Source organism: Paenibacillus sp. 2TAB19, assembly GCF_052115185.1.
Taxonomy (GTDB): Bacteria; Bacillota; Bacilli; order Paenibacillales; family Paenibacillaceae; genus Pristimantibacillus.
The window spans coordinates 25,793-47,398 of the sequence record NZ_JBFRGE010000050.1 but is presented as its reverse complement, the minus strand read 5'-3'; the positions used below and the strand labels follow the sequence as shown (position 1 = coordinate 47,398).

Here is a 21,606-nt window from a genome sequence, read left to right as displayed (position 1 = left end):
AGCAAAGCGTTGCCTGACCGCTCGGCGCGCAGCATTTCTTCTTTCTTGCGTTCAATTTCCTTAAATTGCGGTACCCTAACAATATCTCGGATATAAGCGTTCATCGTTGTCTCATCAAACGGAAAATCGCTGTCGATCATGAGAATCGATGCCGCCGTACGCTCTAATTGATCATCCTGCAGCGTAGCTACAAAGCGGCTGGCATCCGATTCATGACCTTGAGCATAATAAGCGTATAAGTAAGCAGCGAGTGCCGCATGATCCTCCATGTTAAATGCGTCACCGATTCGGTTATGGACGGCTTCAGCAACCTCTTTGTCTCGCATCATAACGTACAACAGCCTTCGTTCGGCATGCGTGTAGGCAGGCAATACAGCCGGAGGTCCGGACGTACGGCGCTTTTCATTTCTACCATTATTCCACGAATTGTCGTTATTATCCCCTTGCGGTTTCTTTTTTTGCAGCTCCTGCACCTTGCGATGGCAATCCTGCTTCAGAGACTCRAGCGAAATATCGAACTCGCGGGACAATTCCTTCAAATACACTTCGCGTTCAATGGGCGAGCTAAGCTCCGCTACGATATCCATTGCTTCCAGCAGATAGTTTTTTTTGCCTTCTTCTTTTAGCAGTATATGGTTTTTCCTTGAATATATAAGCTTAAATTTTGTAACGGATACCGCTTGATCGACGATCTCGCGCAGAAATGCGTCCGGCCCGTATTCACCTATATATTCGTCGGGGTCTTTCCCCTTCGGGAGAATTGCCACTGTCACCTTCAAACCTGCCGCTTCCAGCAGCGGGATCGATTTGAACGCAGCCGCTTGTCCAGCATCATCGCCGTCATAACAGACGATCGCCTCTTCCGCTTGTCTGCGAAGGATGGCGCAATGTTCCTTGGTAAGTGCGGTTCCCATCGTCGCGATGCCGTTCTTGACACCAGCGCTCCATGACTTAATGACATCCATATAGCCTTCAAAAATAACAGCCTGCTTGCTCTTGCGAATTGCTGTCCGTGCATGATGCAAGTTATATACGATTCTGCTCTTCGTAAAAAGCATTGTCTCCGGGGAATTTAAGTATTTCGGCTGTCCGTCGCCTATAATGCGCCCCGCAAACGCGGTCGTTTTGCCGTCTTTATCCCATATCGGAAACATGATGCGATTACGAAACCGATCCACATAGCCGCTTCCATCCGTTTTTGCCGATAACAATCCGCCCTTCTCCATCAAGGCCAGGTCAAATCCGCGCTTCTCTAAGAAGTCTGCTAATCGATTCCATTCGTCCGTCGCGAAGCCAATCATGAAGTGATCAATCAGCTTATCGCTTAGTCCCCGCTCGCGCAAATAACGCTTTGCTTCTACGCCCTGCTTCGAATTGTTCAGCATGTAATGATATAGCTTAGCTGTAAGCTCATGCGCTTCGATTAGCTTGGCGCGCTCGGCGTTCTCCGGATTATTGCTCCCGCCATCATCTGAGCTCCAGCTGTCAGGTACCGCAATGCCGGCATCCTCCGCTAGTGCCCGAGCAGCTTCAGGGAAAGAATATCCCTCCAGCTCCTCAAGAAAACGAATGACGTTGCCGCCTTTCCCGCAACCGTAGCAATAGAAGATTTGGCGTTCGGGCGTAACGGTGAACGACGGGGTCTTCTCGGAATGGAACGGACATAAGCCCTTCATATATTTTCCGTGCTTCGTGAGATGAACGTATTTTCCGACCGTCTCCACGATGTCATTGTGCTTCAAAATCTCGCTAATGACCTCATCGGGTATTTTTGCGAATGTCATCGTTCATCACCTTCATCCTAGTAACACGTAAATAATATTCGCTATGCGTCATGTTTCTCCTGCTCAATTCGTAAAACTTTTGTCAACTTTTGTTGAAATCGCTCACGATCGGCATCATTCATCGCTTTCGGCCCCTTCGTCTTACCCCCGCTTCGCCTCCGTTTGGCAAGCTCATGACGGCGTTCCATCAAGTAATCAATGTTGTCATTCGTATATTGCTCGCCGCGAGGCGACAATACGATCGCGCCTCTGCCAATGGCTATGCAAGCGAGACCGAAGTCCTGAGTAATGACGATGTCGCCGGTCGTAATATGGTTAACGATATACAAGTCCACCGATTGGTCGCTGCGGTCCACTTGCACGACTTCAATTCCCGGCTGCGCTTCCAGCCGATGATCATAGGATGCGACCATCAGGACGCGTACGGGAAAAGATTTGGTCGCTTCCGCAATTTCTTGCTTAACCGGGCAAGCGTCCGCATCGACAACAACAGCCCTAGGCTTGTCCTTTATCATGAATCACCGCTCGTTCTCGATTTTCACATTTATACTGTACTATTATATACGGCAAATAACGAAAAAATCCTGCATACTGCTGCTATAAACAACGTGGCTAAGTCAGTCTGACCTGCTCCATAATGAGACTGGCTGTTTCCTCAACGGCCCGATGCGAGACATCAATGATCACACAGCCCAGCTGCTTCATAATATCTTCAGCGTACGCGAGTTCTTTCTCGATCCGATCCGTTGTGGCATACGGTGCCGTATTTGGCAGGCCTAGTGCCTTAAGGCGCTCCTTGCGGATAATGTTCAAATAAGGCACGCCGATCGTCAAGCCGATAATTTTATGCTTTGGAATCGTGTATAACTCTGCCGGCGGCTTAATTTCGGGAACGAGCGGGACGTTGGCGACTTTAAATTTTTGATGAGCCAGATACATGGACAACGGCGTTTTCGACGTTCTGGATACGCCAACTAGAACAATATCCGCTTTGCGTACGCCTGAGGTATCGCGCGCATCGTCATATTTCACCGCGAATTCGACCGCTTCTACTTTACGGAAATAATCCTCGTCCAGCGCATGGTTAAGCCCCGGCTCTTGGCGTGACTTTCTTCCTGTCCGTTCTTCCAGCGTCTCGATAAAGGAGCCGAGCAAATCAATTGCAACGACTCCCGCTTCATCAGCCTGCTTCTTTACGCTATCGCGTAATTGGGGAATGACCAGCGTATACAGCACAATGGCTCCGCATTGCTTCGCTTGTCCGATGATACGCAACAACGTAAGCTCGTCGGTAATAAACGGCGCTCGGCGAATATCGGCGTTAATCGGATGAAATTGAGCAATAGCTGCGCGAACGACAAGCTCACCCGTATCGCCAGCAGCGTCAGAAATGACATATACGATTACTTCTGCTGTTGAATTAGACATTCAATCATCCCCCTTTGCGAATATACCGGAAGTCCGGCGGCAAACAGATCGATATACTTCGGGTAAGCTACCACACTAACTTCGAGAAGTCAGCAATGGAAGATACATCCCCTGCGATAGCTGCCAATGTAGCCAGTCGGTTGTTCTTAACCGCTTCTTCAGGCGCCATAACCATAACATGCTCGAAGTATGCGTCAATTGCTGGTTTCAGCGAAGACAGCAGTTGAACCGCTTGCGCTATATTACCTTCCTTAACTGCAGCCTCAAAGCCAACATGCAGCTCTTTCCATTTTGCGTAAAGCTCGGACTCAGCCGATTCGGCGAATAGCGCAGCCGACACTTCGAATACGGTTGCTTTGGAAGCCAAATTGCATACACGGTTGAATGCTTCTACAGTCAGCTTGAATTCAGAACGTTCTTCGCCCGCAGCCAGCGATTGAATAACCGTTGCGCGTTCAATCGTAAGACTAAGATCGTCAAGGCCYGTTGCCATAACCGCATCGACTACGTCGTAGCGTACGCCTTGCTCGGACAATACGTTTTTGATCCGCAGCGCGAAGAAGTCTGATAAGTCTTTACGGATGTCGGCACTGCTGCGTTTCAAACCGCATGCTTCGTGCACGGACAAAGCCGCCTCATACAACTCGCTAAGCTTCAGCTTCAAGCCATGCGACAAAATAATTTGGACGATACCCGCCGCTTGTCTGCGCAGTGCATACGGATCCTGCGAGCCGGTCGGAATAATGCCAATCGAGAAGCAGCCAACGATCGTATCGATCTTATCTGCCAAGCTTACGATTGCTCCAGTAAGCGACGATGGAGCGCGATCGCCAGCAAACCGCGGTTGGTAGTGCTCATTAATGGCTTTCGCTACTGCTTCGCGTTCGCCAAGCTTGCGAGCATAATCCTCGCCCATGATACCTTGAAGCTCTGGGAACTCATAGACCATCTGCGTAACAAGGTCGAATTTGCAAATATCCGCAGCACGGCTGACGTCGGACGCCGTTTGGCTGTCCGTTTGGAGCTTGTTGCTCAGCAAGTCGGCCGTTGCACGAATTCTTCTTACTTTATCCGCAACAGAGCCTAGCTCCTCGTGATACACGATATTTTCAAGCTTTGCGAGTGCCTGAGCAATCTCAAGCTTATGATCCTCTTCATAAAAGAACTTCGCATCGGATAGACGAGCTCTAAGAACCTTCTCATTACCTTTTGCAACAAGCTCAATCGATCTGCGGTCGCCGTTGCGCACGGTTACGAAGTTAGGTTGAAGCTGGCCTTCCTTGTTGAATACGGGGAAGTAGCGCTGATGCTCACGCATCGAAGTAATAAGCACTTCCTGCGGTATGTGAAGGAATGCCGGATCGAATGTGCCGAACAATACGTTCGGAATTTCAACGAGGAACAGCACTTCCTCCAGCAAGTCTTCCTTAATGGCGATTTCCCAGCCCTTATCCGCTGCAAGCTCTTCGATCTGCGCAACGATCAGCTTCTCTCTCTCGGCTACATCAACGATAACTTGCTGCTCGCGAAGCTTCTCTGCGTATTGACCAGCTTCTTCGATAACGGCCTCGCCGCCAAGGAAACGATGTCCGCGGGAAATGTTGCCCGTTGCCACGCCTGTAATTTCGAACGGAATAACTTCCGCTCCGAACAACGCGACTAACCAGCGAATCGGGCGAACGAAACGAAGCTCATGCGCGCCMCAACGCATGTTTTTCGGGAATGACATCGATGTAATAAGCGACGGCAAACCTTCCGGCAGCACGCCAGCCGTTTCCGATCCAATGCTGCTCTTCGTAGCATATACATACTCAACACCGGCAAGCTCTTGGAAATAAAGCTGCTCCGGCTCTACGCCTTGGCTGCGTGCGAAGCCAAGAGCCGCTTTGCTCCAATTTCCTTGCTCATCTTGCGCGATTTTGCGCGAAGGTCCTTTCGCTTCCTCTTTCATATCCGATTGCTTCTCAGCGACATCTCGAATAAGCAGCGCCAAGCGGCGCGGAGTCGCAAACGCCTCAACCTCGCCATGCGAGATGCGCGATTCTGCGAGCCATTTGACCATTTTATCCTTCAACTGATTCATTGCACCGCGCACGAAACGCGCCGGCACTTCCTCAAGTCCGATCTCCAGCAATAAATCTTTAGCCATTGTGCTCCACTCCTTTCTTCAGCAACGGGAATCCGAGACGTTCTCTCTCCTCCAGATAAGTCGCAGCGCATGAACGTGCCAAGTTTCTGACGCGAGTAATATAGCCCGTTCTCTCCGTTACGCTGATTGCCCCGCGGGCATCAAGAAGATTGAACGTATGGGAGCATTTCAACACATAATCGTATGCAGGGAATACGAGCTTCTGCTCCATCGTCTTCTTCGCTTCTTCCTCATACATATTGAACAGCGTGAACAGCATAGCCGAATCCGATGTTTCGAACGTATATTTGGAATGCTCGAACTCCGGCTGCTTGAACACGTCACCGTACGTAACGCCTTCAACCCACTCCAGATCGAACACATTTTCCTTCTCCTGAATATAGGAGGCAAGACGTTCCATGCCGTATGTAATCTCTACAGCAACTGGATTCGCATCAATGCCGCCAACTTGTTGGAAGTACGTAAATTGCGTAATTTCCATGCCATCCAGCCATACTTCCCAACCAAGTCCCCAAGCGCCAAGCGTTGGCGATTCCCAATTATCCTCAACGAACCGAATATCATGATCAAGCGCATCGATGCCGAGACGCTTTAAGCTCTCCAGATATAGCTCTTGAATATTGTCCGGCGACGGCTTCAGGATCACTTGAAACTGGTGATGCTGATAGAGCCGATTCGGATTCTCGCCATAACGGCCGTCTGCAGGACGACGCGAAGGCTCTACATAGGCCACGTTCCATGGCTCTGGCCCGATCGATCGCAGGAAGGTCATCGGGTTCATCGTACCCGCACCCTTCTCGGTGTCGTAAGGTTGAACGAGAATGCAGTTCTGTTCAGCCCAAAATTGTTGAAGCGTCAATATCATACCTTGAAAATTCATCAAAACCGTCTCCTTCTTCCTCGTTTATTGTCCTTTGTCGGACTGTGGCTGGACATCGGCAGAGGCGATGGGTAACTGGAATCACAAAAAACTCCCGCCTCTACGCCTGTTGCCAGACGTAGGGACGAGAGTTGTATCCCGCGGTTCCACCCTACTTGGTTCGCTTATTGAGAAGCAAACCCTCTTTTCGTTCGTTCAGACTCAGGAACGCCTCTTCATCGTCATCGTTCGTCCAGGCTTTCACTATCCCTGGCTCGCTATTCACGTCGATTATTACGATTACTTTTTCCTTCATAGTCCATATACATATTAAGTTATTGTATTCGGTTTGCCATGCAATGTCAACTAAATGGCTTCTAGCCTAATGACTGCGAGTATCGTCGTTATGGGACGCATCGTCGTTATGGGACGCTATGACCGCTTTGCCATGTACACGTTTCTCCAGCAGATCCTTCATGCCCGCATTTCCCATCATAAGGACGCATACGAAGGCAAGACCGGCAGGAACGATGGACCATAGGAAAGTGACCGATACCGATTCCGATAATGCAGCCACGATCTTATCCATGACCGGAGCTGGAATTTCTGCGCGCTTCTCCGGAGAAAGCAATTCGCGTGCGTTATCCGTCATAGGCGCCCCACCTCCGCTTCCTTCACTGCCTGCGAATGCTTCGGCCATGCCGCTCGTAAAATGATTGCGCTGAATGATGCCGAAGATCGTAATGCCGACTGTCATGCCGAGCGAACGCACGAATGACATCGTCGATGTCGCGCTTCCTCGCTGACGCATATCGAAGTCATGAATCGACGACATGCCAAGAACGGAGAAGGAGAAACCGATACCGAAGCCGGTAATGAACATATAAACCGACAATAAGAAGCGCGTCGTATCAGGCGTAATTGTCGATAACAGTATAATGCCGGTAATAAAGATAACCGCCGATAACGTCATGACACTGCGGTATGAAATCTTATTGGCAAGAAAACCGCCAAGCTGCGCTGCGAATACCGAGCCTAGTGTCATMGGCAGCAGCGTTAGGCCTGCATTGACGGCCGTGCCTCCAAAGACCCCTTGAACGAACATCGGAATATAGAGTGCCGCCGTAATGAAGGCTGCACCGTAGAATAAGCCTGCTCCGGTACTGCTGGCAAACAACCGTTTCTTGAACATGCTGAACGCAATAATCGGTTCTTTCGCTTTTGTTTCCACGAAGAAGAATGCGATTAACAGAACCGCAAAGGCTGCGAAGAGACCGATGATTTGAACGGAATCCCAAGCATATTCCGCGCCGCCCAGCTCTAGGGCAAACATTAAGCAAACGATCGAGCCGACTAACGTCGATGCGCCCCACCAGTCGATTACTTGCTTAGCATGCGACAAAGACTCTTTGTAATAAATAATAATGAATGCCAATGCAACAAGACCGATTGGTACGTTAATGTAGAAAATCCAGCGCCAATTCACATATTCCGTCAAATAAGCTCCGGCAAGCGGACCGAACAAGCTGGACGTGCCGAATACGGCACCGAAGAGACCGCCCATCTTCCCGCGCTTCTCCGGCGGGAAAATATCGAATACGATTGCGAACGCGATCGGCATCATAGCGCCGCCGCCAATCCCTTGAATCGCGCGATAAATCGTAAGCTGTGTAATCGATTCCGCCGTTCCGCATAATACGGAACCAATCAAAAATAACGATATGCCGAGTACGAAAAACCGTTTCCGCCCATACATATCCGACAGTTTTCCGAAAATGGGCATGCCTGCCATTTCGGTGACAAGATAAGCAGAAGTTACCCACACATATTTGTCCAGACCGCCAAGATCGGACACGATTGTCGCCATCGCCGTCGATACGATTGTGTTATCGATCGAAGCGACTAGAATGCCGAGCAGCAAGCCCGCGACAACGAAGCCTAGTCTGCTTTGTTTTGCTGACATAATGTCATTCCCTCCATCATTTGTATATAGCCAACCAACATCATCAAGCATACTGCATGGATCAGCTGTATGTAACCATCGACAGCAGTAGCCCTGTCTCGGTCTCTAGACGGAGACGCTACTCAGGCGGACTGAGCTTATCAAGCTGATCGAGGAAGCTTCGCGACTTAAGCTGCAAGCTCATATGCGTATCCATTAATTTGCGCATGCAAAGCTTCAGCTCCGCCTTCGTCTCCGGTCTTACTTGGATCTGGCCAAGCCTGCGCATATCCAATCTGCGAAATAACTTCAGCAATTTATATGCCCCTTCGCTAAGCGGCATGGCGAAAGGATCTTTGCCTGTGCATCTTGAACATAACACGCCGCCGGCATAAGGCGATAACCGAAACGGTCCTACGACATTGCCGCAATGCACGCATTGGTCGAACTCGGGCGCATAGCCCGCTGAGTCGAGCATCCGCATCTCATACAGATGCGACACGATCTGCAGGTCCTTGCCCTCCTCTAGTGCTGACAAGCAAGCCTTCAACTGCTCAAAATGATAGTTGCCGACCTCATCATCCTGCAGCGCGCGGTCCGTCAGCTCAACAACATAAGCTGCATAAGCCGTTTTATCTAATTGCTCACGCAAAAGATGGTGAGATTCAATGATCTCACCATGATTAAGCGTTCCGAGACCGCTCGTGCGAAAGTATACAAATTCCCCGTATGTAAAAGGCTGCGCAAGCGATCCGTGCTTGCTCTTCACCTTCTTGGCGCCGCGAATAAGGACACCGGCCTTGCCATTCGTATTCGTCAGCAGCGTTACGATCTTATTTCCTTCTCCGTAATCCATGCTGCGGATAACGATTCCTTCCACTCGATACAGCATATTATTTCCCCTTAAAGCGTAAATGGCTTACACCGTCCCATATCGGCGTAAGCACATTTTTTYGCAATTGAAATGATGCTTTGTCTCAAGCTGCTGCTAGCTGGAGCTATCCTCTAATTCCATCATGGCATAATCGTCGTTTTCTCCAGCTTGCGCGCCATCCTGTTCCAAGATGCCCATTTGATCCATTTCTTTGTACAGCATGAAGGATTCGACATCCCCGGTCAACGTAAAATACTTCCACGAAAAATCTCGCATTCGTATCCATCCCTTTCCGTGTCGGAAATGCTGCTCCAGACGGTATTAGGATGCGATAAAGAAACGAGGACTATCCTTAGCAAATTACGTCAGCGAAGGTCAATCATGCCTGAAGCCGAGATCTTTAAGAATTCGCTCCTGATTGCGCCAATCCTTCTTCACCTTCACCCATAATTCGAGGAATGTGCGCGAGCCCAGCAGCGCCTCAATGTCTTTGCGAGCCTGCTTGCCGACTTCCTTCAGCAGCTCCCCTCGCTTGCCGATAATAATCCCCTTCTGGGAATCACGCTCAACGAAAATGACGGCTCCGATATAGACGACGCCATTGTCCTGTACCTTCATATCTTCAATCGTTACGGCAATGGAATGCGGAATTTCTTCGCGGGTCATATGCAATATTTTCTCACGGATAAGCTCCGAGACAACGAATTGCTCGGGATGATCCGTGATCTGATCGGCAGGATAGTATTGCGGTCCTTCCGGCATATAGCGCGACAATTGCTCGATCAACGTGCTCACGTTATTTCCTTGCAGAGCAGAGATCGGGATGATTTCAGCAAAGTCGAACAGCTCATTATATTGCGTAATCATAGGTAGAAGCTGTTCAGGCAGCACTTTGTCTATCTTGTTCATGACGAGGAATACCGGCGTCTTTACTTTCTTAAGCTGCTCGATAATGAAGCGATCGCCGCCCCCAAGCCCTTCCGAAGCATCTATCAGAAATAAAGCGGCTTCCACTTCCTTCAGCGCACTTTCCGCCGTGGCCATCATATAATTGCCTAGCTTTGATTGCGGCTTATGGATACCCGGCGTATCGAGGAATACGATCTGCGTATCATTCGTCGTATAAACCCCGTGAATTTTGTTGCGTGTCGTTTGCGGTTTGTCGGACATAATAGCAATCTTCTGACCAATCAGATGATTCATCAGGGTCGACTTGCCGACATTCGGCCGTCCGATAATAGCTACGAAGCCGGAACGGAACTTTCCTTTGCCGTCCCCGCGGTTGTTCGATGATTGTTGATTCATAATAGGCTCTAGCTTTCCCCTTTCTCTAGTGAAGCAGGCGTGAACGCCCCCGGCAATAGGGCGGAGACGGTCGACACCGTCCAGTGTCCGTTCATATTGCCCATAATAACCGGCATATCCGGTAAGCACAATTCTACAAGTACCTGTCGGCATACACCGCATGGCGCAATCGGTCCATCCGTATTGCCAATGACCGCAATCGCCTTGAATTGGCCTGGTCGCTTTCCGTCTGCGACAGCACGGAACAGCGCGGTACGTTCCGCACAGTTAGTAGGTCCGTATGCAGCATTCTCGACGTTGCAGCCATAATGAACATGGCCCTCGTCGTCTAGCAAAGCCGCTCCGACTTGGAAGTTCGAATAAGGCACATAAGCGCGTTCCATCGCTTCCTTAGCCGAGTGAAGCAACGACGTATAGGCTTCCGATAGACCTTCGTAATTCATTGTACCATACCTCCTGCAATATCATTGCGTCTATTATTCAACCGGCAAGCAGCAACCTTATATTCTAAGAAGAAACGCCTGATGGCATCCTTTCTATAGACGCCATCGTTTCGTCGAATCGTATAGAGAAAGTATGAGCAAACTCATATACTTTCCTATACGTCAAAGCAAAGTCGCCATAACGGCGGACCTAATAAGAGCAACCCAATTACAACTGCCGCAATAGCCGCAAGAAGAACAGCGCCAGCCGCGACATCCTTCGCCGCTTTGGCGATTGGATGTATATCGGGGCTGGCTAAGTTCACTGCCTGTTCGATTGCCGTGTTAACCATCTCCGCTGAGATGACGAGGGCGATCGTTAAGATAAGGATTGCCCAGTCTCCTCGCGGCAATGACACCAATAAACCAATGCCGCAGGCTAGCGCCGCGGCAATTAGATGGATTCTCATATGCAATTGCGTCCGAATGGCAAACCGAATGCCTGCATTCGCAACCGATAAGCTATGGAGGAACTTGCGCATTAGCGTGACAAGCCAGCTTGCTGAAGCACAGCTTCCTGCTTCGCCGTCATTTCCGCTTCACTTGCCTCATCCTGATGATCGTAACCGATCAAGTGCAGGAAGCCGTGAACGAATAGGAAGCCGATCTCCCGCTCAAGGGAGTGGCCATACTCTTCGCTTTGGCGCAAAGCCGTCTCGGCCGATATAATGATATCGCCAAGCATGCCGGATATCGGATCCACTTCATCCTCCGATTCCACTTCAAAAATAATGTTAAGCTCGTCCACTCCGTCGTCCTGCATCGCGAAGGAAAGCACATCCGTCGGCCGGTCGATATTGCGGTATTCAAGATTCAGCTTATGAATTTCCTCATCGTCCGTGAAAGTGAGCGTTACCTCTCCTCCTGCGATGCCTTCCTTCTCGCCTGCAATGCGAAGCAACTGCTCCAGCCTGCCGATCCAAACTTCCGGAATTTCTACCTTCTGTTGCTCATTGCTCCAATCGAGCTGCAAGCTCATGACAAACGCTCCTTTGATTTCACATCTTCGGGATACTCAATCCGCGAGTGGAAGATGCCTATAACGCTTTCCTTAAGCGACTGCGCGATTTTGTCCAATTCCTTCAGCGTCAGATCGCACTCGTTGTACTGATTATCGTCAAGTCTGCTTTTAATTATTTTGTGAATCATCGCTTCTATATGCTCAACCGTCGGGTTGCGCAAGCTTCTTACTGCTGCTTCTACGCAATCCGCAATTCCGACAACTGCCGCTTCCTTCGATTGCGCTTTCGGCYCCGGATACCGGAAGTCATCCTCTGTAAATGTCGGTTCGATGCCTTGCTCCTCCGCCTGCTTATATGCTTTATGATAAAAGTATTTAAGCGAAGTCGTACCGTGATGCTGCTCTGCAATATCGCGGATCGGCTTAGGGATATTATGTCCTTTTAGCAGATCTACGCCATCTCTGGCATGCGCCACAATAATCGACTTGCTCAGCTTCGGATCGATCGTATCATGCGGGTTCTCGATATTGGTCTGATTCTCGATGAAATAGTTCGGTCGCTTCGTCTTCCCTATATCGTGGTAGAATGAGCCCACCCTGCATAATAAGCCGTCTGCGCCTATCGCTTCCGCCGCCGCCTCGGACAAGTTGCCGACCATTACGCTATGATGGTAAGTACCCGGCGTCTCGGTAAGAAGCTTGCGCAGCAGCGGATGATTCGGATTCGATAGTTCAACGAGCTTGAGTGCCGATAGAATTCCGAACGTTATCTCGAAGAAAGGCATCAGACCGATAACGAGCACCGCCGTAACAAGTCCGCTCGCGAACGCGAACGCGACTGAATAGATGAATGGCATCCGGTCGAGCTGCTCATTAAGCAGGAGCATCGCAATAACCGACAACGAGCCAAACAAGCTGACCATAATGCCGGCCTTCAAGATCGTAGAGCGCTGACTGGCGCGATGAATCGAGAAGATTGCGGCGAACGATACGGCGATGATGAAGAAGCCGTATTCGAAGTCGAATATTTGATGCTGCGACGTATTCAGTATAATACTACCCATGATCGCGAACAGGAATGAACTTACGATCGCCAGGTGAATATCCAGCAGCAGTGTAATAAGCATCGTTCCCATCGCCGCCGGGGCGAGGAAACCGACATACGAAGCCGTATCGGTCTGTGTAAGAGCAACGATCTGAATCGTAATAATGTTAATTAGGAATACAAGCCACAGCATAAGCAACTGTGAATTATTGTACTTCGGCTTGATGCCGTTAATGCTGCCGGAATTGTGCAAGTAAGCGTATAGCAGCACGGTGAACATAATCGACATCATCAATAATCCCAGCTGCGGCCAATAGTTTTTCTTTTCCTGCAGCAAGGACGAATCGACTAGCAGTTGATACAGGTCAGGAGTAATCGTCTGTCCGCGCTTGACGATTAGATCGCCTTCCTTGATGACGACAGGCGTCGTATTCTGCTTCGCAAGCGCCTTCGCATCATCGGTCGCCTGCTTGTCGAGAAACTTGTTCGGCATGATGGCGAATCGTGCAACCTCTTGAACGATTTCACGGCTTGTCCGATTCGCCAGAGGGCTCGCATTCACAAGCTCCGCTACCTGCGTACGCGCCGTCTCCGCCTCGCGAAGCTGCTCGACGGACAGCTTGCGCACGATATCGCGTGCAACGTCCCGCATTTCGGCCAGCTCTTCGGACGTCAGATTCGGCATCTTGTAGAACGCTTCTTCTGGAATCGTATATTGCTGATCCTTAGCAACAAGAGACATTTCCTCTAACAGCCCATCATTATACGTGCCCTTGCCTTTATTCGTCTTAATGAAATTGTCAATATAGGCAGAATAACGGCCCGGTATTTCGTTGCGATATATTTCGATCTTGTTTTGCGTCGATACCTGGTCATCCGCATTCAATTGCTCAATCCGAACAAGAATTTGTTCGGCAAGCGCTTCATTGCGAAGCGGAACGATCGAGTAGATCGTATCGATTCGCTCTGCCGCGTCTTCCTCCGCTTGCCGCGTCGCTTTCTCGTCCTTAATCTGGAACGGCGCTTTAATATCTTTCTCGCTTACGGCGCCTTCTTGTATATCATAGGTTTCCGGAACCAAATACGGCGCCAAGCTGAAATAGAACAGCAGGACGAACAAACACAGCAGCACCCACTGCACGGCCGTGCTCTGCTTCCAGCGAGCCGATCCGAGCGACTGCGAGCTGCTTGGCTGTTTATCCGCTTGAGTTTGGTTCATGCAGCACAGTCCTTTCTAGGTTCTGTTCTCAGCATCTGTATTGTAGGCAACAATGATTTTCTGAACTAAGGTATGGCGCACGACATCTTGTTCGGAGAAGATCATGAAGCCGATCTCTTCGATGCCTTGCAAGATTCGACGCGCTTCGATCAGACCGGAGTTTTTGCCCCTAGGCAAATCGATCTGCGTTACATCGCCTGTAATAACCATCTTCGACCCAAAGCCGAGCCTGGTGAGAAACATCTTCATCTGCTCCGGCGTCGTATTCTGGGCTTCATCCAAAATAATAAAAGAATCGTCAAGCGTACGTCCGCGCATATAAGCAAGCGGCGCAATTTCGATAGAGCCGCGCTCAAGCGCTTTCGCCGTCTGGTCAGGACCAAGCACATCATGGAGCGCATCGTATAGCGGACGCAAATAAGGATCCACTTTCTCCTGCAAGTCGCCAGGCAGGAAACCAAGGTTCTCGCCCGCTTCAACAGCCGGACGTGTAAGCACGATGCGCTTCACCGAGCCTTCCTTAAGTGCTGCTACCGCAAGCACAACGGCTAGATACGTCTTACCCGTGCCGGCTGGACCTATGCCGAACACAATATCCCGTTTGCGAATCAACTTGACATAATGGCGCTGACCGATCGTCTTAACTCGGATCGGCCTGCCTTTAAACGTGGTCGTAATTTCCGCTTTGAACAGATCGAGCAGCTCTTCTGCCTGCATCGATCTTGCCAAATCCAGCGCATAGGATACGTCGCGCTCCGACGGTGTATATCCGCCGCGAACGAGCTGCAACAGCACCTGGTACAATTGTTCTAAGGAGTCAACCTCCGCAGATGGGCCGGTTATGACAATTTCTGCTTCCCGTGAAGAAATAGACGATTCAACCTGTTGCTGCACCATACGCAAATACTTATCTTGAGGGCCGAATACGGCTAACCCTTCCGCCGCGTTACCGAGCGGGATCTTTACTGACTTCGTCTCCATTTGCAACAATTCTCAATCTCCCTGTAATTGAACTAATGGCATTTCGGTTACGATAGATTGCTCGACTTCAAAAAYAACTTTCATATAAACTTTACCATTGTCTGTCTTTTCATGCAAAACCTTTTCGTCCACAATGACGGCATCGGCTCCCGCTTTATCAATGACCGCAGCCTTCGCTTCCATCAATCCGATTCCTCGCGCGTCAGCTTCAGTGAGCTCTCTTTCCTGGATTTCCGTTTCCATGACCGTTTCCTTCAAACGCCCAATCGGAAGCGTCCAATGACGCCACGCCGTCTTCTCCTCCACACGAATCGTTTCCGATTGCTCATAGTCATGCCCGCCGAACCCGCTGACTTGCAGAGCACGCGAACCAAGCACAAGATGCCACTTCGTTTTTTTCTCGCCCGTATACACCTTCGCCTTCTGTGTAAGAGGAGCGGCAATGTCGAATTGGTACCAGACGAGCCCTCTGACTACGCCTTCGGCGACGACGGTCTGAGAGTGCATCTCGTTGCCGATCGTTCCCGAGATGAGTGTTTGTCCCTTTTTGACGAACGCATTTTTCTTCACGACAGGTCTGCCTCTCTCGGCAATAATCTGCGTAACGACCGCATCGGCAGATGCGACCAAGTGACGCGGGCTCTGCAGCTCCGGCAGGTCGGGCGACGTCGATTCTACGACTTGGATGACGACCTTAGTCCCTTTCTTCTCAACGCCGATCCACGACGTCCCCGGCAGCTTCGTAACGAGACGCTTGGACAATACGTCGGCATCAGCAAGCTTGAACGACCACTGCAGCGGATACAGCCCCTCTTGCATGGCAACTGCGCGAATCTGCTCTTCCGTAAGCTTCACGTTGCCTTTCACTTCGACACTCCAGACGAGCGAGGACAATAAGAAAATAATAGCCAGAAACAAAACAATACCCGATGTGAACAGCAATCGCTTCTCCGCTTTTACAAGCCAGAACGGCAATCCTTTCCGCCGAACCACATGCGCGCGGCAGCCTGTCTCTTTTAAATACGCACGAAGTTTGAAATAGTCGCTCACGGATACTTCAAATTGAAGCAAGCCCCCGCTCGTCCAACGTATGGAAGACAGTTCGAGTCCCCCCKTCAACGCTTTATTGACAAGCTGTTCAGGCTTGCCCCCTCGGATATGAACCGTCACGATTCCTTTCATCCACGGTGTGCTCTGCAATTTCACTACTTTCCCCTCCTCGTTTGTCTTTCATGTCCTAAGTCACGGAATTAACTGGATATTGGCAATTTGACCTTCGATGAACACTTCCTCTGTCCAGATCGTCCGTATAACCAGATCGCTGCCCGTTACCTCAAGCTCTCCTTTCGTGAGAGCGAGACGCAGACGATCCGTGGAAAAATGGACGACTMCCCGATGATTCTCGATATATAGTTGGCGATCCCCGATCATTGTCAAACGGGGAAGGTCGTAGACGACGTCCTGAGGCATATCAAGCAGATCGGCTGTTAGTTTGCGAAATCTCTTTTTCAAGCGACTCATTGTTCGTTCCATGCCCCCTCGATATGATCTATCCCGCCAGCCCTGTTGTTATAAAAGGCCAAACCCGCTTCGATTACACGATGATCTTTTAAAAATATGCTCGGCGGACTGGAAATATGAAGCCTTTAAGACACAACAAAAAGAACGGTAAGCAAGGCATTCTCGCCTCACTTAGCCGTTCTCGAATAATCATATGGTATTAACCGGACTACTTACGGAAGGAACGCTTCGCACGCGGCGGGCCTAATATTTCCGACCAAATTACCGCCCGTCTGATGTCCTCCGCTCGCAATTCCTGCTTTGCATTGCCGCTTATCTGGGTTGAGCGATGCGCCATATTGGCGCGAGACGCTCCAGAAGCCTCTGACGCCCGCCTAGCCTCTTCTCGCGCCTTGCGCTCAGCCAAACGTCGTCCCTGCTCCAAATCAGCCTCACGGGCCCTCTGACGCTCTCTCTCTATCGATGCGTGCTGTTCCTCGATCTGACGCCTGCGCTCTTCCTGGAGCTCCTCGGCATGGCTAGATGCCGGCTGTCCGCCGAAGCTGGCCGTTTGCCTCGGCTTACGCTTCTCCTTCGCCTTGCCCATAAATGTTGCTACGAAGCCTAATATAACGACTATCGCAACGATGTTATCGAGCAGGAACTGGAATAGTTGCATCTCTTAACGGCCGTCCTTACCGTCTGCCGGCCCGTCTGTCTTGCTGATCGAACTGCGCATTTGCGTATCGGCCTCAATATTTTTTAGATTCATGTAGTCCATAACGCCGATCTTGCCGCTTCGCAGCGCCTCCGCCATTGCCAAAGGAACCTGCGATTCGGACTCGACGACACGCGCCTCCATTTCGACGACCTTCGCTTTGTTCTCCTGCTCCTGCGCAACTGCCATTGCACGCCGCTCTTCCGCCTTCGCTTGGGCGATCTTCTTGTCGGCCTCAGCTTGCTCGGTTTGCAAATGAGCGCCGATGTTTTTGCCTACGTCTACGTCCGCGATATCGATGGATAAAATTTCGAAAGCCGTACCCGCATCAAGTCCTTTGCCAAGCACCGTGCGCGAGATCATAWCCGGATTTTCCAAGACGTCCTTATGGGAATTCGCCGAACCTACCGTCGTTACGATACCTTCGCCGACACGGGCGATAATCGTTTCCTCACCCGCACCGCCGACAAGTCGATCAATGTTGGCCCGAACGGTCACTCTGGCTTTAACCTTCACTTCAATACCGTCCTTCGCTACGGCTGCAACGATAGGCGTCTCAATGACGCGCGGATTAACGCTCATTTGAACCGCTTGGAGCACATCGCGGCCCGCAAGGTCAATGGCTGCCGCCCGTTCGAATATTAGCGGAATATTGGCACGCTGCGCTGCGATTAGAGCGTTCACGACGCGGTCTACATTGCCTCCCGCGAGGAAGTGACTCTCTAACTGATTAATATTAAGGCCCAGCCCTGCTTTCGTCGCCTTAATGAGCGGATTGACGATCCGGCTCGGAACAACGCGCCGCAGACGCATTGCGACGAGCGTAATAATGCCGATTCGCACGCCTGAAGCTAGTGCGGATATCCACAGCATAATCGGGAAGAAGCTTAGAAAAACAGATAACAAGACGATAACGACAACTGCAATAATCAAGAACGATACAACAGGATCAAGTGTCATTTATTCAACCTCCAATTCGAATTTGAGCAGTTAGAGACAGCTTACTCTATCCATTCTTTAACAACAACCCATGTGCCCTCTGCTTTTACAACTTTAACTTTGYGGTCAGCAGGAATGAATTCTCCAGCTGTCACGACGTCGACGCGGTTATCGCCGATCACGATCGTGCCGGACGGGCGCAGCGGCGTTACTGTAATGCCCTCTAGTCCCAGCAAAGAGTCCTTCGCATCAGCCGATACATAACCGTCTTCCGTTGTCAGCTTGTCGCGCAAAATAAACTTATTCCAAATGCCTTTGGTCTTATACCTTTTCACCACAAAAGCAATAACGAGTACAGCCGCCACAAGTGCGACGACGATGGAGATGAAAGCGGTCATTGGATCGGAAGCCGCAATGACTACGCCTGTAATTAGAGCTGCCGTTCCTAACAGGCCAAGAATACCGAAGCTCGGCACGAAAATTTCAATAACGAGCAGCGCGATGCCGACTATGAACAGCACGACGGATTCGATCCCGGCGAAGCCTGCTACATAATGGCCGAAGAAGTAAAGTCCAAAGCCTAGCAAGCCGACTATCCCTGGTACCCCGAAACCAGGCATGAGCAACTCGATAACGATGCCCGCAATGCCAAGCAGAAGCAGAATAGTCATCACAATCGGATTAACTAGCCATCTTGCGACATTTTCAGCCAAAGAAGGGTTCACTTCTACGAGTGTTCTTCCATCCAGCTGCAACCACTCAATGACGTCGTTCACAGAACTTGCCGTGTAATCGGAATAACCGACCACTGCCGCTTCGCTTGCCGACAACGTAAGAATATTTCCTTTGAGCTTATCTCTGCCGATCTTGTCAGTCAGCTTCAACTCGACATTCGGATCGACCATTGCCGCTGCAATATCGCCATCCCGTCCATTCAGCTGGGCCGATTCCATCATTTCCTTCACCCAGAACGATACCGTCTTCGGATTGTCGATCAGCTCGCCTGAACCGTTCACGACTGCCGCTGCGCCAATCGTGCTGCCTGGCTGCATCACGATATGCTCCGCATTCAGTGCGATATAGGTCCCGGCCGATACAGCTTTCCCTTCTACGAAAGCGGTTGTCGGAATATCGCTGGACCGAATCATATGCCCGATCTGCTCCGCATTAACGACTTTACCGCCTAAAGTGTTAACTACGAGGATAATATGCTCGGCATTTGCTTCCTCCGCTTCCTTGTAAGCCCTTTCTAGAAAAGACTGAAGTCCTGACTCCACCGTCTGCTTGACCGGTACGATGTAGACAGCAGGCCCGATAGGAGACGTCGTATCCGCTTGCGCTGTTTCCGTCAACCACGGCAACATGCCGGCTATCAGCACAGTCAGCAGCAGCGTTATTATTGAAACGCGGACCGCCTTGTTGCGCCACTTCGAATTGTACAAGATAAGGCTACCCCCTTTTCATTGTCGTATTCCCTACTACGAAATTGTGACGAAATTGTTTCAATTAAAAATATAGGAAAGTGGAAGGCGTCAGTCGTTTCACCTTGATACGTGCACATAGCAAAAAACACCCCGGTTAAGGGGTGTTTGCAGTCCGAACATATCGTTATTGCAGAAATTGCTGTACAAACTGATTTACTAGTTTACCGTCAGCGCGTCCTTTTGTTTTTGGCAAAAGAGCGCCCATAACTTTCCCCATGTCGGCTTTGGAAGAAGCACCGAGTTCCTGGATGGTCTGCGTTACAATCGCTTTAATCTCTTCTTCAGTCAGCTGCTCGGGAAGGTATTGACTAATAATTTCAATTTCCGCTGCAAGATCCGTAACGAGATCGTCACGGCCGGCCTTCTTAAATTCTTGGAGGGAATCTTTACGTTGTTTGATCTCACGACTTAATATATCAAGCACTTCGGTATCTTCCAAAGGGCGCTTAAGATCGATCTCCAAGTTTTTCATTGCCGCACGCATCATACGAATTGTGGACAACTTAAACTTGTCCTTATCCTTCATCGCTTGCTTCATATCGTCGTTCAATCTTTCGCTCAGGTTCATTGTGGAAGGATCCTCCTAAAACTTTCTCTTACGCGCAGCCTCGGACTTCTTCTTGCGCTTCACGCTTGGCTTTTCATAATGCTTGCGTTTCTTCACCTCAGCTAAAACACCATCTTTAGCGATGGAACGTTTAAAGCGGCGAAGCGCAGCATCAATAGTTTCGTTTTTACGAACTTTAGTTTCAGACACCAGTTTTCCCTCCCTCCGAAACAGACCGTCCAGAGCTTATAACACGGTTTATCAAATTTCATTATATGTCAAACCAAAAGCGAAAGTCAACTTTGGTTATCTGCCAATAATGGGCCAACATTCTTGCCGCCTAACAGATGGACATGAAGATGAAAAAAGGTCTGACCGCCGTCTGCGTTTACGTTGTTAATTAACCGATAGCCAGACTCTGCTATTCCTAGCTCCTTCGCAATGAAGCGGGCAGCCTTGAATATTTCAGCTATCACGGCATCGTCTTCTTCGGTAACGTCATTCATCGTCKCAATATGCTTCTTCGGAATGATTATGATATGTACGGGCGCTGCAGGTGCGATATCACGGAATGCAAGAACTGAGTCGCTTTCATACACTTTCGTCGACGGAACTGTTCCTTCAACGATTTTGCAAAAAAGACAATCCATTTGAATTCACCCCTTTGCGACCGTATTTACTCTACTATCATAACGAAAAATAGAGTCTTCGTCCAATCCAACGTGAAAACGGTGCAAAGGAGGTGTCGATTTTGATTTATTGCTGCTTGATTACTTGCTCCATTTTCTTCGCGATATCCAGCCATTCAAGTCCGCTTGCAAGCCGAATCGACGCTGCCCGATTCTCGCCGATCGCGTAATTGAAGCCGCCAAGCGCTTGCTCCATCTCCTCGAAATCAGCCTTAAGCGCAGCAAGCTGCTCTTGATCATTATCGCTTAGCCTTCCTTCCTGATGGGCAATTCCCGTCAGCTTGGCAGCCGCAGCGTTGATATACGCTTCCGCTTCCTCTGCTCCGCTTGCGGCATCAGACTCAGACAGCCCTCCCGCTTCGGTCATCAGCTCGCTGACGGCATAGCCAACCGCAGCTGCCCGGCCGATCTGATAGGCAAGTTCGTAACGGTCTGCTTGAGTGGAGCTCTGCGCTAGCCCATCAATCACTTTGATCATTTCTTGCGCGTATAAACGTGATTCCGTCAGCTTCTCAACAACTGTTTGTCCAAACTCGTAATTGTTCTGCTGCTTGTTCTGCAAATATTGTGAATATAAAAACACGTTGCCGATCAAGCTGAATACGAGCAGGACAAGCGTAATGGGCAATGCGATCGGACGTTTGCCCGCGTTCTGCTTCTCCATTGCTTCAGCACTCCTTTTCACTGTTAACCTCGAACC

At 50.1% G+C, this 21,606-nt stretch carries 23 protein-coding genes; all 23 read right to left on the bottom strand.

Annotated elements, in window-relative coordinates; all coding sequences use genetic code 11:
• Positions 1 to 1,784, bottom strand: a 1,784-nt coding sequence (dnaG, locus tag AB4Z33_RS20795; RefSeq protein WP_442051721.1) for a DNA primase, incomplete at its 3' end; no start/stop codon positions are given.
• A gap of 41 nt (positions 1,785 to 1,825) precedes the next feature.
• Positions 1,826 to 2,299, bottom strand: a complete 474-nt coding sequence (locus AB4Z33_RS20790; protein ID WP_442051720.1) for a YaiI/YqxD family protein — start codon at positions 2,297 to 2,299, stop codon at positions 1,826 to 1,828.
• A 97-nt stretch (positions 2,300 to 2,396) separates the two neighbouring features.
• Positions 2,397 to 3,212 carry a pyruvate, water dikinase regulatory protein gene (locus tag AB4Z33_RS20785; RefSeq protein WP_442051719.1) on the bottom strand — a complete coding sequence of 272 codons (816 nt, stop codon included), beginning with the start codon at positions 3,210 to 3,212 and terminating at the stop codon, positions 2,397 to 2,399.
• 67 nt (positions 3,213 to 3,279) lie between these two features.
• The gene (glyS, locus tag AB4Z33_RS20780; RefSeq protein ID WP_442051718.1) at positions 3,280 to 5,361 is read right to left on the bottom strand and encodes a glycine--tRNA ligase subunit beta; all 2,082 of its coding nucleotides are present in this window, start codon (positions 5,359 to 5,361) and stop codon (positions 3,280 to 3,282) included.
• Positions 5,354 to 6,241, bottom strand: coding sequence for a glycine--tRNA ligase subunit alpha (gene glyQ / locus AB4Z33_RS20775; RefSeq protein ID WP_442051717.1), 888 nt, complete (start codon positions 6,239 to 6,241; stop codon positions 5,354 to 5,356). Before glyQ ends, glyS begins: the two co-directional genes overlap by 8 nt.
• Positions 6,242 to 6,602: 361 nt before the next feature.
• Positions 6,603 to 8,183, bottom strand: coding sequence for an MDR family MFS transporter (locus tag AB4Z33_RS20770; protein ID WP_442051716.1), 1,581 nt, complete (start codon positions 8,181 to 8,183; stop codon positions 6,603 to 6,605).
• A gap of 118 nt (positions 8,184 to 8,301) precedes the next feature.
• Complete coding sequence (gene recO / locus AB4Z33_RS20765) at positions 8,302 to 9,054, bottom strand: DNA repair protein RecO (RefSeq protein ID WP_442051715.1); 753 nt, start codon at positions 9,052 to 9,054, stop codon at positions 8,302 to 8,304.
• Between the two features lie 96 nt (positions 9,055 to 9,150).
• Positions 9,151 to 9,312 carry a YqzL family protein gene (locus AB4Z33_RS20760; RefSeq protein ID WP_442051714.1) on the bottom strand — a complete coding sequence of 54 codons (162 nt, stop codon included), beginning with the start codon at positions 9,310 to 9,312 and terminating at the stop codon, positions 9,151 to 9,153.
• A 99-nt stretch (positions 9,313 to 9,411) separates the two neighbouring features.
• On the bottom strand, positions 9,412 to 10,341 hold the full coding sequence (gene era, locus AB4Z33_RS20755) for a GTPase Era (protein WP_337101613.1): 930 nt from the start codon (positions 10,339 to 10,341) through the stop codon (positions 9,412 to 9,414).
• Between the two features lie 8 nt (positions 10,342 to 10,349).
• Positions 10,350 to 10,784 carry a cytidine deaminase gene (gene cdd, locus AB4Z33_RS20750; RefSeq protein WP_442051713.1) on the bottom strand — a complete coding sequence of 145 codons (435 nt, stop codon included), beginning with the start codon at positions 10,782 to 10,784 and terminating at the stop codon, positions 10,350 to 10,352.
• Positions 10,785 to 10,939: 155 nt separating this feature from the next.
• Positions 10,940 to 11,305, bottom strand: a complete 366-nt coding sequence (locus AB4Z33_RS20745; RefSeq protein ID WP_337101610.1) for a diacylglycerol kinase family protein — start codon at positions 11,303 to 11,305, stop codon at positions 10,940 to 10,942.
• The gene (gene ybeY / locus AB4Z33_RS20740) at positions 11,305 to 11,802 is read right to left on the bottom strand and encodes an rRNA maturation RNase YbeY (RefSeq protein WP_442051712.1); all 498 of its coding nucleotides are present in this window, start codon (positions 11,800 to 11,802) and stop codon (positions 11,305 to 11,307) included. The genes AB4Z33_RS20745 and ybeY overlap by 1 nt, the downstream gene beginning before the upstream one ends.
• Positions 11,799 to 14,048 carry an HD family phosphohydrolase gene (locus AB4Z33_RS20735; protein WP_442051711.1) on the bottom strand — a complete coding sequence of 750 codons (2,250 nt, stop codon included), beginning with the start codon at positions 14,046 to 14,048 and terminating at the stop codon, positions 11,799 to 11,801. The genes ybeY and AB4Z33_RS20735 overlap by 4 nt, the downstream gene beginning before the upstream one ends.
• A gap of 15 nt (positions 14,049 to 14,063) precedes the next feature.
• Positions 14,064 to 15,029 (bottom strand): PhoH family protein, encoded by a 966-nt coding sequence (locus AB4Z33_RS20730; RefSeq protein ID WP_442051722.1) that lies wholly within the window; start codon positions 15,027 to 15,029, stop codon positions 14,064 to 14,066.
• 12 nt (positions 15,030 to 15,041) lie between these two features.
• Entirely contained in the window at positions 15,042 to 16,235 is a 1,194-nt protein-coding gene (gene yqfD, locus AB4Z33_RS20725) for a sporulation protein YqfD (protein ID WP_442051710.1), read from the bottom strand.
• Positions 16,236 to 16,271: 36 nt separating this feature from the next.
• Positions 16,272 to 16,550, bottom strand: coding sequence for a sporulation protein YqfC (yqfC, locus tag AB4Z33_RS20720; RefSeq protein ID WP_442051709.1), 279 nt, complete (start codon positions 16,548 to 16,550; stop codon positions 16,272 to 16,274).
• A 208-nt stretch (positions 16,551 to 16,758) separates the two neighbouring features.
• Entirely contained in the window at positions 16,759 to 17,208 is a 450-nt protein-coding gene (locus tag AB4Z33_RS20715; protein ID WP_442051708.1) for a hypothetical protein, read from the bottom strand.
• A gap of 3 nt (positions 17,209 to 17,211) precedes the next feature.
• On the bottom strand, positions 17,212 to 18,207 hold the full coding sequence (gene floA, locus AB4Z33_RS20710; protein WP_442051707.1) for a flotillin-like protein FloA: 996 nt from the start codon (positions 18,205 to 18,207) through the stop codon (positions 17,212 to 17,214).
• Positions 18,208 to 18,248: 41 nt separating this feature from the next.
• Entirely contained in the window at positions 18,249 to 19,628 is a 1,380-nt protein-coding gene (locus AB4Z33_RS20705) for an NfeD family protein (RefSeq protein WP_442051706.1), read from the bottom strand.
• Positions 19,629 to 19,794: 166 nt separating this feature from the next.
• The gene (locus AB4Z33_RS20700; RefSeq protein WP_307201876.1) at positions 19,795 to 20,238 is read right to left on the bottom strand and encodes a GatB/YqeY domain-containing protein; all 444 of its coding nucleotides are present in this window, start codon (positions 20,236 to 20,238) and stop codon (positions 19,795 to 19,797) included.
• Between the two features lie 15 nt (positions 20,239 to 20,253).
• A complete protein-coding gene (rpsU, locus tag AB4Z33_RS20695; RefSeq protein WP_005547957.1) occupies positions 20,254 to 20,427 on the bottom strand; it encodes a 30S ribosomal protein S21 in 174 nt (57 codons plus the stop codon).
• Between the two features lie 86 nt (positions 20,428 to 20,513).
• Positions 20,514 to 20,867 carry a histidine triad nucleotide-binding protein gene (locus tag AB4Z33_RS20690; RefSeq protein ID WP_442051705.1) on the bottom strand — a complete coding sequence of 118 codons (354 nt, stop codon included), beginning with the start codon at positions 20,865 to 20,867 and terminating at the stop codon, positions 20,514 to 20,516.
• 106 nt (positions 20,868 to 20,973) lie between these two features.
• Positions 20,974 to 21,570, bottom strand: a complete 597-nt coding sequence (locus AB4Z33_RS20685; protein WP_442051704.1) for a hypothetical protein — start codon at positions 21,568 to 21,570, stop codon at positions 20,974 to 20,976.
• Between the last annotated feature and the right edge of the window lie 36 nt (positions 21,571 to 21,606).